The sequence below is a fragment of the Vibrio sp. LaRot3 genome (assembly GCF_027587025.1).
Lineage (GTDB): Bacteria > Pseudomonadota > Gammaproteobacteria > Enterobacterales > Vibrionaceae > Vibrio.
Genome location: NZ_JAPPTI010000009.1, coordinates 1 through 15,626, shown reverse-complemented (window position 1 = coordinate 15,626; position 15,626 = coordinate 1). Strand labels below are relative to the sequence as shown.

Annotated in this window: 14 protein-coding genes; 8 read left to right on the top strand and 6 right to left on the bottom strand. The window is 43.5% G+C overall.

The annotated features are described in order from the left end of the window. Positions 1-169 precede the first annotated feature (169 nt). Positions 170-952, top strand: coding sequence for a hypothetical protein (locus OH461_RS15465; RefSeq protein WP_270021472.1), 783 nt, complete (start codon positions 170-172; stop codon positions 950-952). Between the two features lie 46 nt (positions 953-998). On the opposite strand, the gene OH461_RS15460 is transcribed toward OH461_RS15465, so the two are convergent. Continuing rightward, positions 999-1,310, bottom strand: coding sequence for a hypothetical protein (locus OH461_RS15460; RefSeq protein WP_270021471.1), 312 nt, complete (start codon positions 1,308-1,310; stop codon positions 999-1,001). A 1,177-nt stretch (positions 1,311-2,487) separates the two neighbouring features. Here OH461_RS15460 and OH461_RS15455 point away from each other — a divergent pair. Next, entirely contained in the window at positions 2,488-4,233 is a 1,746-nt protein-coding gene (locus tag OH461_RS15455; RefSeq protein WP_270021470.1) for an ABC-F family ATP-binding cassette domain-containing protein, read from the top strand. Between the two features lie 13 nt (positions 4,234-4,246). Then, entirely contained in the window at positions 4,247-5,059 is an 813-nt protein-coding gene (locus tag OH461_RS15450) for a class I SAM-dependent methyltransferase (protein ID WP_270021469.1), read from the top strand. Positions 5,060-5,158: 99 nt separating this feature from the next. On the opposite strand, the gene OH461_RS15445 is transcribed toward OH461_RS15450, so the two are convergent. After that, positions 5,159-7,033: a fructose-specific PTS transporter subunit EIIC gene (locus tag OH461_RS15445; RefSeq protein WP_270021468.1), complete on the bottom strand. Its 1,875-nt coding sequence runs from the start codon at positions 7,031-7,033 to the stop codon at positions 5,159-5,161. A 195-nt stretch (positions 7,034-7,228) separates the two neighbouring features. Here OH461_RS15445 and OH461_RS15440 point away from each other — a divergent pair, with 195 nt between their 5' ends. Together OH461_RS15440 and OH461_RS15435 are read left to right on the top strand one after the other, a co-directional pair. Then, positions 7,229-7,534: a PTS fructose transporter subunit IIB gene (locus tag OH461_RS15440; protein ID WP_270021467.1), complete on the top strand. Its 306-nt coding sequence runs from the start codon at positions 7,229-7,231 to the stop codon at positions 7,532-7,534. Between the two features lie 16 nt (positions 7,535-7,550). Continuing rightward, positions 7,551-8,327, top strand: a complete 777-nt coding sequence (locus OH461_RS15435; protein WP_270021466.1) for a PTS sugar transporter subunit IIA — start codon at positions 7,551-7,553, stop codon at positions 8,325-8,327. Between the two features lie 30 nt (positions 8,328-8,357). On the opposite strand, the gene OH461_RS15430 is transcribed toward OH461_RS15435, so the two are convergent. Continuing rightward, positions 8,358-9,197 carry a helix-turn-helix transcriptional regulator gene (locus OH461_RS15430; protein WP_270021465.1) on the bottom strand — a complete coding sequence of 280 codons (840 nt, stop codon included), beginning with the start codon at positions 9,195-9,197 and terminating at the stop codon, positions 8,358-8,360. 366 nt (positions 9,198-9,563) lie between these two features. Here OH461_RS15430 and manA point away from each other — a divergent pair, with 366 nt between their 5' ends. The 3 genes from manA (at position 9,564) to OH461_RS15415 (ending at position 12,770) form a co-directional block, all read left to right on the top strand. Further along, on the top strand, positions 9,564-10,727 hold the full coding sequence (gene manA, locus OH461_RS15425) for a mannose-6-phosphate isomerase, class I (RefSeq protein WP_270021563.1): 1,164 nt from the start codon (positions 9,564-9,566) through the stop codon (positions 10,725-10,727). 193 nt (positions 10,728-10,920) lie between these two features. After that, positions 10,921-11,361 (top strand): PTS sugar transporter subunit IIA, encoded by a 441-nt coding sequence (locus OH461_RS15420; RefSeq protein ID WP_270021464.1) that lies wholly within the window; start codon positions 10,921-10,923, stop codon positions 11,359-11,361. Between the two features lie 11 nt (positions 11,362-11,372). After that, on the top strand, positions 11,373-12,770 hold the full coding sequence (locus OH461_RS15415) for a fructose-specific PTS transporter subunit EIIC (RefSeq protein ID WP_270021462.1): 1,398 nt from the start codon (positions 11,373-11,375) through the stop codon (positions 12,768-12,770). Positions 12,771-12,936: 166 nt separating this feature from the next. On the opposite strand, the gene OH461_RS15410 is transcribed toward OH461_RS15415, so the two are convergent. The 3 genes from OH461_RS15410 to OH461_RS15400 all read right to left on the bottom strand — a co-directional run. Next, a complete protein-coding gene (locus OH461_RS15410) occupies positions 12,937-13,743 on the bottom strand; it encodes an arylamine N-acetyltransferase family protein (RefSeq protein WP_270021461.1) in 807 nt (268 codons plus the stop codon). An 18-nt stretch (positions 13,744-13,761) separates the two neighbouring features. Further along, on the bottom strand, positions 13,762-14,268 hold the full coding sequence (locus OH461_RS15405; RefSeq protein WP_270021460.1) for a flavodoxin family protein: 507 nt from the start codon (positions 14,266-14,268) through the stop codon (positions 13,762-13,764). 144 nt (positions 14,269-14,412) lie between these two features. After that, a partial coding sequence (locus OH461_RS15400) for a serine/threonine protein kinase (protein WP_270021459.1) occupies positions 14,413-15,626 on the bottom strand: 1,214 nt, incomplete at its 5' end.

Genomic DNA, 15,626 nt, shown 5'->3' with positions numbered 1-15,626 from the left:
ACGCTGTTAAACACAGAGAATAAATCTCAATAATTCATCGATATTCACTATTTGTAAAAGTATGAGTGCGCGACAGTTAGCCTGCTGTTTAAAGCTGTAGGTTGAGCCTATCTATATTCATACTCAATTTTTCTATCTTTTTACCCCAACTCTCTAAAAGATTAATATTATGTTCGAAAACTATTTGGATACGCTTAAATCCCTTGAACTTCGCATTGGTAACAAAGAGTTACCTAATAGCCTATTGCTTGAACAATCGGGAAATATTTCAGTGTACTACGCACCATTCGATTACATTAATGCCAATGCAAAGATTGTTATATGTGGTATCACCCCAGGGTTTCAGCAAGCGGTTTTGGCGTTAGAAGAAGCAACCAAACAGCTTAAAAACGGCGCTTCGATTGAGGAAGCCAAACTTGCAGCGAAGAATACGGCGAGTTTTGGTGGGCCAATGCGTTCAAACTTAATCCGTTTACTCGATTTTGTCGGTATTAATCAAGTATTAGGTCTTTCAACGACATCAGAATTGTTTGGCAAAAGCAGTCATTTGGTTCACTACACATCTGCTCTAAGGTACCCTGTATTTAAGGCAGGGAAGAATTACAGTGGTACACCTTCAATGTTGTCTAACCCCGTGTTACGTAATCAGCTCGAAACACATTTACTTACGGAGTTTGAAAACTTCGCTGATGACACTATCTATGTTCCTCTTGGGCCAAAGGTTGAAGAGGCGCTTCAATTTTGTGTACAAAGCGGCGTGATTAAATCAAACCAAGTGCTAAGTGGTTTACCGCACCCATCAGGAGCCAATGCGGAGCGAATCGCTTATTTTTTAAATGAAAAACCTAAAGAAGCTCTTTCCATCAAAACGAACCCTGAAAAAATCGATACTGCTACGGAAGCATTGTTACGTCAGGTTTCACAACTCAAGGACGCAAAGGCACTGATTTAGCATAGAGGGCTGTAAACAAACAGCCCCTTGTGTCACATGAGGCTCACTACTTAGCGTCCTGCTTAACGGTTTTATTTACAGCAAAGATAATGAGAGCGAATGCGGCATTCAGCGCATAAACCAAAGACACTTGAGTTAGGTTGGTGCTGTCCACTAATTTGGTGAAAAGCGCAGAGGTAAGTGCGCCAGCACCGAAGGTTGTTGCAGTGTATAGGCCACTAGCAATACCTGCGTTTTCTTTGAAGTCCGCTAAGGCATTGGCAGGGCTACTGCTTAGAAGCATCGTACAGCCAATTGCGATAATTGCCATCGTGCAAATGAGAGAGTGCCAATTGGCAATGCCGTTCATTGTAAGCATGAAAGGTGTTTTTAATGAGTTAGCCGAATTTATAGATCGAGTAATCTCAAAATTTGAGTAATGGGGGTGTGACAAAGTAAGGTGTAAAAGCCAATGAAGGTGCTTTGCTTCATGCAGCTATATTTGTTCATTGCTATCTATATGGTTCAATCAACTTTGTGTGCAATGATTAGGCCGTAGAATCTAGTCTGTGCGTTAAGGTGTCTGTTCCGCTATTTGATTTGCCTTTTTTTAGTTTAAACCTAATTTTCTTTCTGCCATTATTCTTCAATATGATATCTCCAAAACCACACCACGTTGACCACTTGATATTCTCTGAAGTAGGCTGTTAATTTCGTCTTTTTTATTATTTGAAAAGTTGTTGTGTTTAGTTATCTTTTTACTAGAAAGATTGGGTTTTTTTATTATTTTATTAGACATACTATGCCCCTTATTAAAATTAAGGTGCACTGAACATAGGTATTATTTTAGGATAGAGAATTAAGGGAGATACAGAGAAGACTTGCTAAGGATGACGCTGGAAAACTTACTTTATATTTTATCTTGAAACAACTCTTTGTCAGAGCAAGGGCCACTATACAGGTTTGAAAAATTAAAGATAGGTTTATTTTATTTTTTATTTTCCTACAGATAAAACTCGCAAATTTCGGAAAAACCAATGTGTGCGAGGTAAGTATAGTGGTTGCTCATATTAATGTTAATCAGAGTATTCTGACACGTATATGGTTTCGTTAAAGTGTTTGGCGAGCGCTCTTAGCGTATCAAAAATATGAAGTTGTCACAGTCCGAATTAGCGCATTTGAGTACATGGCATGAACTATCGTTCAAAACCCTTAGAGGTAGTCTCGAAGCTCACGGGTTGCAAGACGCCCCGCGAATGACACTGATGGGTGTGAAATTTCTATAAGTAGACTTATTAACCCCAATTGATAAAATGTAAACCATCACTCACTAGACAATAAGGAGGTAACCCATGAACCAGTGTGCATTATTTTTTGCATACGTTTTTGCTTACGAAGCTCGCTCAAGTTTTTTCAGCCCTGCGCTGCGATAACCTAGCTTGAGCGAAGTAGCAAATCACACAGACTAACTAGAGTCTCTTCTCTCTAGCTTACAAGGTTATTGTCAGTAAATTTCTGACGATAGGCGTCTTGCGCCTTAAAACTTGAGTAAGCATATGAGCACCTTATTATCTGCCCAATCTATTGACTTTAATACACCTTCAAAAACTTTATTTGAAGCACTCTCTTTCACCCTAAAACAAGGTGACCGCATTGGCCTTGTCGGCCATAACGGATGCGGTAAAAGTACCTTGTTACAACTGCTTTTTGGTAGCAAAGAACCACATGCTGGAGATATCACTCTTTCAAGTCACTGCTTGATGGAGCAAGTAGAACAACATTTGCCAGAAAAACTGGTAAATCTCTCTATGCTCGAGGCGGTAACGGCAAAGCTTCCAAAAGAAGAACAAATTCCCGAGCAATGGCGAGCTGAACGAATTCTTTCGGATATGGGGTTTACACCTGCGGATTGGCTTTTAACGTCAAGCGCATTAAGTGGTGGGCAACATACACGGTTACTATTAGCGAGAGCTCTGATTTCTCAGCCAGATCTACTATTACTTGATGAACCCAGTAATCACCTCGATCTCCCTACTTTATTATGGTTAGAACGATTTCTACTTAACTGGAAAGGTAGCTTTGTACTTGTCTCTCATGACAGGCGTTTATTGAATAGAGTGACAAACTGTACTTGGATACTTAGGGATAAAACTCTGAGTTATTTTCAGTTGCCTTGTTCTCAAGCATTAAATGAACTGCAAAGAGTTGACGAAGCAGCAAAACAAAGAAACTTAGCTGAACAAAAAGAAATTGATCGTATTGAGAAAAGCGCGAAACGACTAGCTAATTGGGGGCGAATTTATGACAACGAAGACCTGGCTAGAAAAGCGAAAAACATGGAGCGGCGGGTTGAGCGTTTAAAAGAAACAAAGACCGAGCTCACAGCAGGCACGCCTTGGCAGCTTAGATTAAATGGAGAGTGCTTAAAGGCAGATCGATTGGTTGCATGCTCAGATTTAGCGGTTAGACCTACTCCTGAAGCTCCAAAACTGGTTCAGGTAGTGGCACAGCAGTTAAAGAGCGGTGATCGAGTTGCCATTGTTGGCAGCAATGGGAGTGGTAAGTCATCGATGCTAAAGATGTTATGGCAGAGCTATAACGACAAAGCGATGAATAATCATAGTATTCAATTTCATCCTCTTTGCCGTTTAGGTTTTTACGATCAAAGCCTAAAGCAGTTAGATGATGATGCTACTTTAATTGAGGCACTTGAGTGCTTTACCGACCTAAATGAAGAAAGGCGAAAAATCGCCCTAATAAGTGCTGGTTTTGAGTATGGCAGGCAGTCACAAAGGGTACATGAGTTAAGTGGTGGCGAGCGCTCTAGATTATTAATGCTTGGACTATCATTGGCAGAGTACCACTTGTTGATGCTTGATGAGCCAACGAATCACCTTGATATAGAAGGAAAGGATGAGCTAAGTGATGCGCTTAATCAGTTTGAAGGAGGGGTACTGCTAGTGAGCCATGATCGAGAATTGATCGAAAGAAGCTGTAATCGGTTTTGGTTGATAAGTAACGGTGAGCTAACCGAGTGGCACGACCTTGAAAAACTGTATTTAGAAATAGATTCATTGCCAGAGCAATCGGTAGCCAAACAGAGTCTTGCACTCGCAGATGCCAATATCCCTCAACCACTGAGCGAGATTGAATCGGAGGAGGTCATATTGGAAAGGCTATATCAGTTAGAAGCCTTGATCGAAGAAGATCTACTGCGTAAACCTAAGTGTCAGAAACCGAAGATGCAGGAAAAATGGCGTCAAGAAATAGAACAGATCGCTGCACAATTGAATCTTCAATAAATTGGAACAAATTATGAAAAATAATGAGCGTAGTATCCAAGATTTTACTCAATCCAACCGAAAAGCTTGGAACCAAATAATGCCTGCACATCAAAAAGCGAACAAAGCTAAACTGGATGATGCATTTCAAGACAGTTCTTATTCAGTCATTAAGAGCCCTGAATTAGAAGAGTGGAACAAGCTTGGGTTTAAAGGTAAGGATATAGCCCACTTGTGCTGCAATAATGGTATTGAATTGATGTCGTTGAAGAACATGGGGGCAGGACGTTGTGTTGGTTTTGATATCAGTGATTTGGCTATTGAAGAGGCTCAAGCTAGGGCCATTCTTACCAACAATGGTTGTGAGTATGTTTGTTCCGATGTGTATGAAATACCAAGTGACTACAACTCTTGTTTTGACGTTGTATACATTACTTCCGGTGCTTTAGGGTGGATTTCTGATATCGATGTCTTTTTTGCCAAGGTAAAGAGTATTTTAAGGCCAAGTGGAACCATATTTATTTATGAAATTCATCCATTTACTGAAATGTTGCCAACTGACGGCAATACCGAAGTTAACCCATTACAAATCATAGAGCCATATTTTAAAAATGAGCCCTATGAGGATACAACCGGGCTCGATTATTTAGGTAAAAGTGATATGGAGACGACAACGCAGTATTGGTTTGTATGGACAATTTCAGAGCTTATGATGGCAATGATAGAGCAGGGGTATAATGTTTCCCGATTTATCGAGTACAGTCATGATATATCTGAAACTCACAATCGCAACCAAGAGGCGGGTATTGAAATACCAATGAGCTTTATCTTGATTGCTAAGGGATAATTGAGCTTAAGAAATCGAATTTACAGTAGGTGCGTTAGGTTGGTCTAACGCCCTTTTTCAACACTCGGTTAAACAGCGATAAAGAACTCGTCTAATGATTTAGCGATTATAAACCTTACACACTAACTCTTTGGCGCAATAGATGGCATCTTTGGTTTCTACATCGACCACTTGGATTGAATCAAAGCGTGAGGCGTTTTTTACTGCGACATCGTGCGCTAAGATCACCAACTTAGCGTGAGCAATATCTTTGGCGGTAATCCGGTTGGAGATACCATTTGCGCCTTGGGTTTCAACTTTTATTTTGATTCCTTGTTGCGCGGCAGCTTTTTCTAATGATCGGGCCGCCAAGAAGGTGTGCGCAACGCCAGAAGGGCACGCGGTTACCGCAAGTACATCAGCGATGCCTTCTTCCGTAATTTGATTGCCAATGGTGAGGTTATCGGCGGCGCTATCAGCTTGTTCAACATTCTTTTTCAATAAGATAACGATAATAGCTGTTGTGATTGCGCCTGCTAGTGTACCGATAATGTAACCTGCTACACCATCCACCACAGGTAATACAATCCAGCCTCCCCATGGCGCGTGGTTAATCACATTGAATGAAAAGCCAATCACATTGCCTACCATACCGCCTGCAATCACAGCAGGTAATACTCGTGCTGGGTCACTGGCAGCAAATGGAATGGCTCCCTCGCTGATACCAATCATACCCATGATGCCAGCCGCTTTGCCGGCTTCGCGTTCTTCACGGTTAAATTTTTTAGGTGAGAGAAAAGTCGCGAGCGCTAAACCAAGTGGGGGCGTGCATATTGCAATGCCAACACCGCCCATTAACCATGGTTGAGTATTGATTTGGGTTTGAGCAAACAGTGTGGCGATTTTGTTGATAGGGCCTCCCATATCAAAGGCGGTCATCGCGCCTAATACACTACCAAGGACAACCTTGCCAGAGCCTGCCATCCCTGCAAGCATTAGGTTCATCTGCTCCATGATGTATGCGATAGGCGCACCGATGCCCCACATCACTACGCCACAAGTAATAAACGTGCCAATTAATGGGTAGATGAATATGGCACTCAAGGCCGTCATGCTATCAGGTAGCTTGATTCGTTTTAGGGCTTGAATGGTAAAGCCGGCTACAAAGCCTACAATGATGGCGCCGAGAAAACCTGTCTCGTAGTGCTCAACCGTAATCCATGCGCCAATCATGCCCGGAGCTAAGCCCGGCTTATCGGCAATCGAGTAAGCAATATAGCCGCCCAGTACCAAGGTAAACAGCGTTAGCCCCGCTTGGCCCATTTTTGCAATATCCGAAAGTAAGCCTGATTCTGGCAACCCCGCATGGCCGCTTAACATCACTGAGAGAGAAAGCAATACACCACCCGCAACCACAAACGGGATCATGTGTGAGGTGCCAAACAATAAGTGTTCTTTGATTCTTCTTAGAGGGTAACAGTAGGATGGAGCAGTACAGTTTGGTTGTTCGGGCTCTGGTGCTCTTTGTGAGTGTTGTTGTTCAGGTTCCATGCTTGAAAATAGTGCCAACACCTCAGCTTTGCTTTGGGCTAGCTTCAGTTTTGTAACAAAGCCATCTTCAACCAGTTTGCTAGACATTTGCGCTAGTACTTCAATATGATGTTCATCGCTATTGTCTGGCGAGGCGAGCATAATAAAGACGTCTGAAGACTCGCCAGTTTCTGAACCATAATCGATGCCTTGTTGGCTAATCCCTATTGCGACACAAGGTTTAATGACGGTTGCGCTTTTGGCATGAGGAATCGCAATACCTTCGTCAAATCCGGTGTTACCGATGTATTCTCGCTGCCATAATGCGTCTAAGAACAAGGTTCGGTTGGCGAGCTTACCGGTGCTATTGAGCATATCAACCAACTCTTCGAAAACCTCCTGTTTGCTGGTGGTTTTTAGGTCCAAACAGATGGTGTCTAGGTCAATGAAATCGGTGATGTCCATGGTGATAACTCTTGCTCAAACTATGGACAGACTAACGATAGAAAACCATACGATATATAGCAATAAAAAACCATTAACTGGATTTTTGTAACCAAGTTGTGAGAGTGTGATATTTCGCTTTCTCTTGGTTTTGTTTTGCTCATAAAATCCAATGGTTTTGTTTTTATTACCGACCTTTTTACGAAGAGAAAAACGATGAAGATTGTAGCGGTAACGGCGTGCCCAACAGGGATTGCTCATACTTACATGGCAGCAGATGCGTTGACTAAGATGGCAGCAAAGCGAAATGTTTCCATTAAGGTAGAAACGCAAGGTGCGATGGGAGTAGAGCATCAACTGACAGCCGTTGATATTGCACACGCCGATAAGGTGTTGATTGTCTCCGATATAGAGATTGAACAACCTCACCGTTTTGACCCTAATAAAACGGTTTATATTCCAATGGAAGAGGTACTGCTTAATGTCGAGAAGGTATTTATTCAACACTGCCGCGATGTGTAACTAAACGGGCATCGCTATGAACCGAGAGTACCAACTGACGTTCTTTGTTGAAGATTCATCGGCAACCAGCCATGTTGCGCAGCCACTCTGCCGATTGGCACGTCAGTTTAAAAGCCATCTGCGTATTATCAACATTACGCAAAGCCGTGATGCAGATTTATCTAAATCTGTCGCGATGCTACAAGTGGCCTTAAAACAAGGTGATTTGGTGCAGATCACGGCCTCCGGCATTGATGCAGAACTTGCCTGCTTTGTATTGAAAGATCTCGTGGCTGAGCATTACGTCTTAGTCGGTTCGCAAATTACCTACGATTTCACGCCAGATCTAACCGCGCGCTTTCCTCAAATTAGCCCCAAGTGCAGAACTCGTTGGTTTCACGCCAAAGCTCAAATGCCTCTAACGAGGTTTGAATGTTTAAAAGGTTTGGCGAAGCTAATCTATCCAGAAAATCCTGATGAATTATTGTTGTCGTTTATTAAGCGAGAAGAGCGCTCATCAACCAGTGTTGCGCCGGGGATCGCATTGCCTCATGTGGTGTTTGAGAGTGTTGATGAGGTTTCGATTGCCGTTATTACGACAGAAGATGAGATCGATTGGAACTCGCGTATGGGGCCAGTAAGCATGGCGATTGCTCTTGTACTGCCATCAACACCTAGCCGAGAGCAAATCATCGCGGCGACCACACTCACTCGTAACCTCCTTAATGAGCACATCGTTGAACGCCTACTGAAAACGCGTGGTAGCGTCGATCTTCAAGCGTTACTAATGTACCTAACCTCGCGGCTTATTTAGGCGTTAAAGCGTGGTTTTAATAATCATACGCTAGTTCACACCTCTATACTCACTGGGCGTTCTGCCTGTGCGGTTTTTAAATACGCGGCAAAAATAGTTCACATCTTTAAAGCCGCAGCGCATAGAGACTTCATTGAGTTTGAAGTTGTACTTTTTGAGCATGAATTTGGCGCGATCGATACGAACTCGTGTGATGTATTCAGCCAGTGTCATGTGGCCTTGCTGCCTGAACAAGCGTGATAGATGATTGGCCGATAGGCTAAACCTCGAAGCAATACAGTCTCGGTTAAGAGGGCGGTGGAAGTTCTCTTGAATGTAAATACAAATACCTTGGTAGAGATCTTTAACGCGGTTTTGTGGTTCGGCGAGAGGGGCATCCAGCATGGTATTGCTGTATTGCAGCAGCGCTTGAAGTAACAGCTCATCCATCGGCTTTTTGTTTTGTTCGCGAGAGAGAGAAGTCAGCGCTTCTAGGATGTTATCAATTGCGAAGCCAGAACGTGTCTGGATACTGTGTTTTTGAATATCGCTAAATCCAGCTTCACCACGTACCTTACTAACGTAGCTTAGGCCAAGTTGGCTGCGGCCAAAAAGTAAACTCAGAACCGAGCAACCTTGTTCCCAATCCGGTTTGTTCCAGCAATTGGGTGGGATGAAAAACGCATCCCCTGCTTTTGCTGTTATTTTTTCTACTTTGCGATCATGGCTTTCCATTTCATTGATGTATTCACCGTCTAAGACAATTTCAAGCCTAGGAAAGTTAACCTGATAACTGAATGTCGGGGGAGAGTGAAAGTCGCCCGCAAACCAAATGTTTTGGTTCGATTGGCGCTGTTGTAAAACCGATGAAATCACAACTTGGAAGTTCATAGCACGTACTTAAAGATGCACAAAGAGAATGAGCGCATAGATATACAATGATACTTATGCCGCGTCTATCACTGTAGATCACACTTCATTCGCTATGTTACAAAAATCCAGTTAATCACTTTAAATTACAGTGTGCTCAAAAGTGATATAAAGATATTTATCATGCGACAAATCACATTTACTCGCATGTGAATTAATTATCTAGTAAATGCATTTTATTTTATCTATTACACAGAATATAAAATATCAAAACTAAAAGGCATCTTGTTCTTATTGTTAGGTAACAACATGTCTATTTTATTATCTTCCGCTGTCGAAGAGTCTTACTTTAATAATACCATTATTAATCATTTGCTATTTCTCCCAATGGAAAACGTCATTCAGAACTACCCATGGGGCTGCAAATCTTCACTTTCTGAATTGTTTAATATTGAAAATACAGCGGGCGTGCCGCAGGCAGAGCTATGGATGGGAGCACACCCTAACGGCTGCTCTAAGGTGTCGATAAATGATGTGCAGCAAGATCTCGCGTCGGTGATTAAGGCTAACCCTAGTGCGATATTAGGAGAAAAATCAGGTCACCAATCAGCGCAGCTACCCTTTTTGTTCAAGGTGTTGTGTGCCGAAAAGGCGTTGTCGATTCAGGTTCATCCCAGCCAACAACGCGCGCAGTTTGGTTTTGCAGAAGAAGAGCGTCAAGGCACGCCGCTTGATGCATTTAATCGTAATTACAAAGACCCAAATCATAAACCAGAGCTCGTTTATGCGCTTACGCAATACACTGCGATGAATGGCTTTAGACACATACCAGAGATTCTGAGCTTGTTTGAAGCGGTAGGTTCTGCGGCGTTAAAACCTCTGCTAGAAGAGTTTGCCTTATCAGCGGACTCACAAGGTCTACAGAACTTTTTTGAGCAACTTTTAACGATGGATGGAGAGATAAAAGAGAAGGCAGTTCAAGACCTTATTGAGTTTGCGACGGTCAATCCATCCACTCTAAATAGTCAGATTATAGAGCTATCTCATCAATACCCGAATGACATTGGCTTGTTTGCTCCACTTATCTTAAATGTGGTCACCTTAGAGCCGGGAGACGCCATGTATTTGGACGCAGAAACGCCACATGCGTATATCAAAGGTACGGGTTTGGAGATCATGGCAAATTCAGACAATGTGTTGCGCGCGGGTTTGACCAACAAGCATCTGGATGTACCGGAGCTGATAGCTAACACACGGTTTGTGGAAACCCCGTCAGACTCAATTTTGCTAATGCCGCACTACGATCACGGTGCACTGAACTATGCGGTGCCCGTTACCGACTTCAAATTTTCCATTTTGATCAGTCCAAGAGAGCGCCGAATGGAGGTGGAGAGCGCCGAGATTTTACTGGCAATCGATGCGGCAGTTTATCTTGAGCATCTAAATGGTGAAACGTGCAGTATAGAAAAAGGCCAATCAGTATTTATTCCAGCCGTGAGCGGAGAATATAAGATAACCAGCAGTGGTCGTGTTGCTCGCGCTTATTATTGATTAATGTTTTTATTTATTAAGCCTCGCTTTAAATAAGCGAGGCTTTTTTATTGTCTGCTATTTTATATAGGACATAGTTCACACTTCAAAATCCATGATACAAAAATACTATTTATGGCCTTTTATTCCTATTTCTGAAGTCGCTTTGTTCTTTTAAATTTAACTCATCAAGTAAATATAAAAGAGTTAAATCATGCTTACCCAATTAACCAATGCCCAATTAATCAAACGTGAGCTAAGCGCGACTTCCAAAGCTGAAGTGTTTGAAGAGCTCGCTCAAATGTTGCTCGACAACCAACGAATTAACAGCAAAGCGGCTTTCTTAGACGACATCCTGACGCGTGAATCGCTAAGTGTCACTTCAATGGATGGCATTGCATACCCTCACGCTAAGAGCAACGCGGTTATCGAGCCTGCAATAGCGGTAGGCGTAAAGTGTGAAGGTATTGATTACGGTGATGAAGACGGCGTGAAACCAACGGTGTTCTTCATGATTGCTTCACCAGACAACGGCGCAGACCACCACATTTACGTTCTTCAAGAGCTGTTCAGCAAATTTGAAGAGACGTTTATTGAAAATATCCATAACGCGAAAGATGAAATTCAGATCCTAGAAATTCTAATTAATTCATAAGGTCACACACTATGAGCACTCTAACAGCACAAGCCACTAACGACAGTGGCGATTTTAAAAAGCTCCTCAGTACAATGAAAGGGCATCTATTGTTCGGTACGTCTCACATGCTGCCATTTATCGTGGCAGGCGGTGTACTGCTGGCATTGGCGGTCATGGCATCGGGTAAAGGTGCCGTTCCAGCCGATGGTTTGCTAGCAGACATCTCAAACATTGGTATCAAAGGGCTGGTTCTTTTCCCAATCATTCTTGGCGGCTTTATTGGTTACTCAATTGCAGATAAACCAGCACTGGCACCAGCGATGATCGCATCGGGCATCATGGCAGACATGGGCGGTGGTTTCCTTGGTTGTATCGTGGCTGGCTTTATTGCTGGTGGTGTAGTACATCAACTTAAAAAGATCCCACTTTCAGCTAACATGACAGCACTTGGCGCGTACTTCATCTACCCACTTATCGGCACACTTATTTCTGCGGGTATCGTGTTGTGGGGTATTGGTGAGCCAATCAAGCTGTTTATGGCGTCAATGAACGAGTTCTTGGCATCAATGGCTGGCGCATCAAAAGTGGTGCTAGGTACGATTCTTGGTGGTATGACAGCGTTTGATATGGGCGGTCCAATCAACAAAGTAGCAACGCTATTTGCTCAAACTCAGGTAGATACTCAACCTTGGCTAATGGGCGGTGTAGGTATTGCGATTTGTACGCCGCCACTAGGCATGGCGCTAGCAACTTTCCTATTCAAGAAGAAGTTTACTAAACAAGAACAAGAAGCAGGTAAAGCGGCAGCAATCATGGGTTCTATTGGTATCTCTGAAGGTGCTATCCCATTTGCAGCAAATGACCCAATGCGCGTTCTACCATCAATCGTAGCCGGTGGTATCGTTGGCTGTGTGTTTGGCTTCTTGACTGATGTGCTGCTTCACGCTCCATGGGGCGGTCTGATTACGGCGCCTGTATCAAGCAACATCCCAATGTACGTGGTTGGTATCGCTCTAGGCTCATTAACAACGGCAGTGATCGTTGGCTTCTGGAAACCTGTTGCGGAAGAAGAGTCAGAAGAAGAAGCAGTGCAAGTAGCGCCTGTTCAAGCGGCTCCAGTAGCAGGTGAAGGCGAGTACGACATCGTTGCGGTTACTTGCTGCCCATCTGGCGTAGCGCACACTTTCATGGCAGCTAAAGCGCTAGAAAAAGCAGGCGTGGCAGCTGGTCTGAAGATTAAAGTTGAAACCCAAGGTCAAAATGGTGTTCAAAACCGAATTACCGATTTAGATGTAGCGAACGCGAAACTGGTGATTTTGGCTCATGATATTCAAGTGAAAGATGCTCACCGCTTTGCCAATGCCAATGTGGTTGAATGCTCAACCAAAGAGGCAATGAAAAACGCAGCGACACTAGTGGTTGCATAACTAAACCTGAAATATGCTCCTAACTCTAGAGCCCTTCCCCCTAAGGGCTCTATTTTATTTCTTCGTACTTACCCTTTGATTTCTTGATACTTACTGTGACGATAAGGTGAGTGTGTTTGCAATGATCTCACTCGCAGCAAATTCTTCTAGGGTCTCTCCACCACTGTTATTCCATTCGATACTGGCTGACAAACAGTGCTTTTGCTTGCTCTTTACTCACGTGTAAATCGAAAGACTGTTTTAAGACTTGTCTTAATTGCTCGGCATCGGTGATGTAGCTCTCCTCTACTTTACCAGTACGTAAATCCGTTTGACTGAATGCTAAATGGCGTAGCAGGTAGCGATGATGATGAGAGAGCTTTGAGACCACAAGGTGCTGAGTAAAGGCAGACTCCGGGTATTGAGAGCAGTAAAAGTGGCCCATTTGGTAATCTGCTTCTGTTACCTCGGCTAAATCAAAACGATAGAGGGGCTGAGCGTCTTGATCATCATGTTGCCACATCAAGGTAAAACCATTGTGCGCCGATGGTTCAATGAAATAGCGTCGATCATTGTCATGCACGCTCTCTCCATTGAGTGGAATCGGTATTCTAGGTGTTGAAATACCAAAACCGACATCGAGTAACCATTGCTTGTCTTGCCAATGCAATAGAGTGGTTCGGTGTGTTCTTGGGCCATTATCCGATTTAAGTAGAACCCGTGCATTCAGCCTTTGCACTTCAAACCCTAAATGTTCTAAGGCTTCAAAGAGTAGCTTGTGGTGCTCGTAGCAGTAACCACCGGTTTTATCAGTTAATAAGCGTTGGCCAATCTGATCGAGTTCTAGGCTAAGTGGCTGTTTTAGCAACGGGTTAATACTGCTAAATGGCAATGTGGCTAAATGGCGTTTGATGATCTGCGTGACAAGGTCTAAGCCCGTCAATTGACGATCAATAGCGAGCGTTTGCAAATATTGTTGGATGGTTGAATGCATCGTTAATTGTCTCTTTGATTAAGCCTGATTCAGCTTGGCGCTGAACTGCGCAAGCTGCTGAGGGTCAACATAAAATCCATCTCGACTTGCTGCATGTAACGCCCCACCAAATTCCATATTAAAGTAAGCAAACAGTCTTTCAAAGAATCCAGAAAAGATCGGGCATAGCTCAGGGCTAGCAGAGCTAGCCAATACAAAGGCACGCTTGCTTGCTAATGCTCTCGCCTTGGGTTTGAATTCGGGCACTTCCAGTAGCTCTGTCATGCGATCGATCAGCGCTTTCATTGGAGCGGTGACGCTATGCCAGTAGACGGGTGAGGCAAAAACGATGTTTTGAGCGTTAAGTATTTTCTCTACCAAAGGGTAAAAATCATCGTTTGGGTAGTCGCTTTGATAATTGAAAGGGGAGATAGAAAGTTGGTCAATATCAATCAGGTCGACAGCGTGGTCAACTTCTAGAGCGGCGATGGCTTGGGCGGTGTTACCTTGCTTATTGGCGCTGGAAAAGAGAATTATAGTCTTCATTGTCATTCCTTTTAGGTTTCAAATTGGTTGTTTCCGTTGAATGACAAGGACTATAAAACCTCAGCCTAACTTGAGGTAAAGCGCTTTTTTGAATGGATATAAAAAAGGGTGGCAAAGTTGCCACCCAAAAAGGAGATAATTAGCCTAGTATTCCCAGTGCTCAACACTATGAGCGCCAAAGAATTGGTTTGAGAAGTAATCTTCACAGCTACCTTCACGCCATACATCGGCAGTCGCGCAGTGTAGACCACCACCGAATGCATAAGCATCGCGAAGATCAATAGGGATAACTTCGAAGCCGAGTTTGTCGAACTGCTCCATTTGTCCGGTTTCAGTTGCTTCAACACACACGGTTTTGTGGTCAAGAATCAATGTGTTCATTGATAGCCATGTGCTTGAGTAACATAGTGGTGGTGGGGTATCCCATGCAGGAGCAACCGCTTCAACAATTTCCCAGCCATTTTTCTCGAAGATGTCGCGTTGTCCTTTAAATAGTGGACGGTGTGGGTTCAATAACATCAAGCCCGGGCGTAACGGACAGAAGGTCGCGTCAATGTGAATTGGGTGGTTATCTTCAAAACTTAATGTATGTACACGGTAGCCTTGAGGCTCGTACTTACGCTTGATCCAACGAATACCCGCTAAGTTCGTTGTTAAGCCGTGTTGAACGAAGATGTCTTTACCCAAGCGCATGACATCGGCGGCATCAAATAAGATGTCAGTCTCTTTGGTGCTGTACTCTTTTCTGAGTGAGCGAGCCATGGTTTCTTCATCAGTTAACGTTTCGTACGCAGCCACATAATCCATACGGAAGCTGTCGTCTGATAGACGAGGGCGAGGCGCTTGCTCGATGATACATTCCGGATCAGATTCAAAGTATTCACGCAATAAGTCAACGTAAGCCAAGTACTCAAAGTAGCGGCTTCGGAAGCTCATTGGTGCCATTAGGATGCTTTTACCCATAGTTAATAGGCAGTCGCGTGGAGGCATAACACCGAAACCAGAACTGATTGAAAAATCAGGGGTGGTGATTCGTTGGTGCCAGTCAACAGCTCCCGGGCGGTCAACAATGATGCCACGATCTTCAAGTGTTTTTGCGAAGCCGTTTAGGCATTCATTTGCTCGGTCAATCGACTCCTGTGTACGACGACCAGCTTTGCTGCCACGCATTGGAGAATCAGCAGGAATTTTCTCATTACTTGCTGGACAAGCTTCAGGAATATGTTGGTTGTCAGCAATACCGACAATAACGTGTTTTAGTGGGTCAAAGTCATTATAAGATTCAACATGTAATCCAGGACGAACAATAGGCACGCCTGAATCTTTTCTTTCTAAAGGTAGGGAAGCATTTGGATATA

Coding starts and splice junctions, on each gene's coding strand:
- OH461_RS15465 (WP_270021472.1), top strand. CDS start 170: ATGTTCGAAAACTATTTGGATACGCTTAAATCCCTTGAACTTCGCATT.
- OH461_RS15460 (WP_270021471.1), bottom strand. CDS start 1,310: ATGCTTACAATGAACGGCATTGCCAATTGGCACTCTCTCATTTGCACG.
- OH461_RS15455 (WP_270021470.1), top strand. CDS start 2,488: ATGAGCACCTTATTATCTGCCCAATCTATTGACTTTAATACACCTTCA.
- OH461_RS15450 (WP_270021469.1), top strand. CDS start 4,247: ATGAAAAATAATGAGCGTAGTATCCAAGATTTTACTCAATCCAACCGA.
- OH461_RS15445 (WP_270021468.1), bottom strand. CDS start 7,033: ATGGACATCACCGATTTCATTGACCTAGACACCATCTGTTTGGACCTA.
- OH461_RS15440 (WP_270021467.1), top strand. CDS start 7,229: ATGAAGATTGTAGCGGTAACGGCGTGCCCAACAGGGATTGCTCATACT.
- OH461_RS15435 (WP_270021466.1), top strand. CDS start 7,551: ATGAACCGAGAGTACCAACTGACGTTCTTTGTTGAAGATTCATCGGCA.
- OH461_RS15430 (WP_270021465.1), bottom strand. CDS start 9,197: ATGAACTTCCAAGTTGTGATTTCATCGGTTTTACAACAGCGCCAATCG.
- manA (WP_270021563.1), top strand. CDS start 9,564: ATGGAAAACGTCATTCAGAACTACCCATGGGGCTGCAAATCTTCACTT.
- OH461_RS15420 (WP_270021464.1), top strand. CDS start 10,921: ATGCTTACCCAATTAACCAATGCCCAATTAATCAAACGTGAGCTAAGC.
- OH461_RS15415 (WP_270021462.1), top strand. CDS start 11,373: ATGAGCACTCTAACAGCACAAGCCACTAACGACAGTGGCGATTTTAAA.
- OH461_RS15410 (WP_270021461.1), bottom strand. CDS start 13,743: ATGCATTCAACCATCCAACAATATTTGCAAACGCTCGCTATTGATCGT.
- OH461_RS15405 (WP_270021460.1), bottom strand. CDS start 14,268: ATGAAGACTATAATTCTCTTTTCCAGCGCCAATAAGCAAGGTAACACC.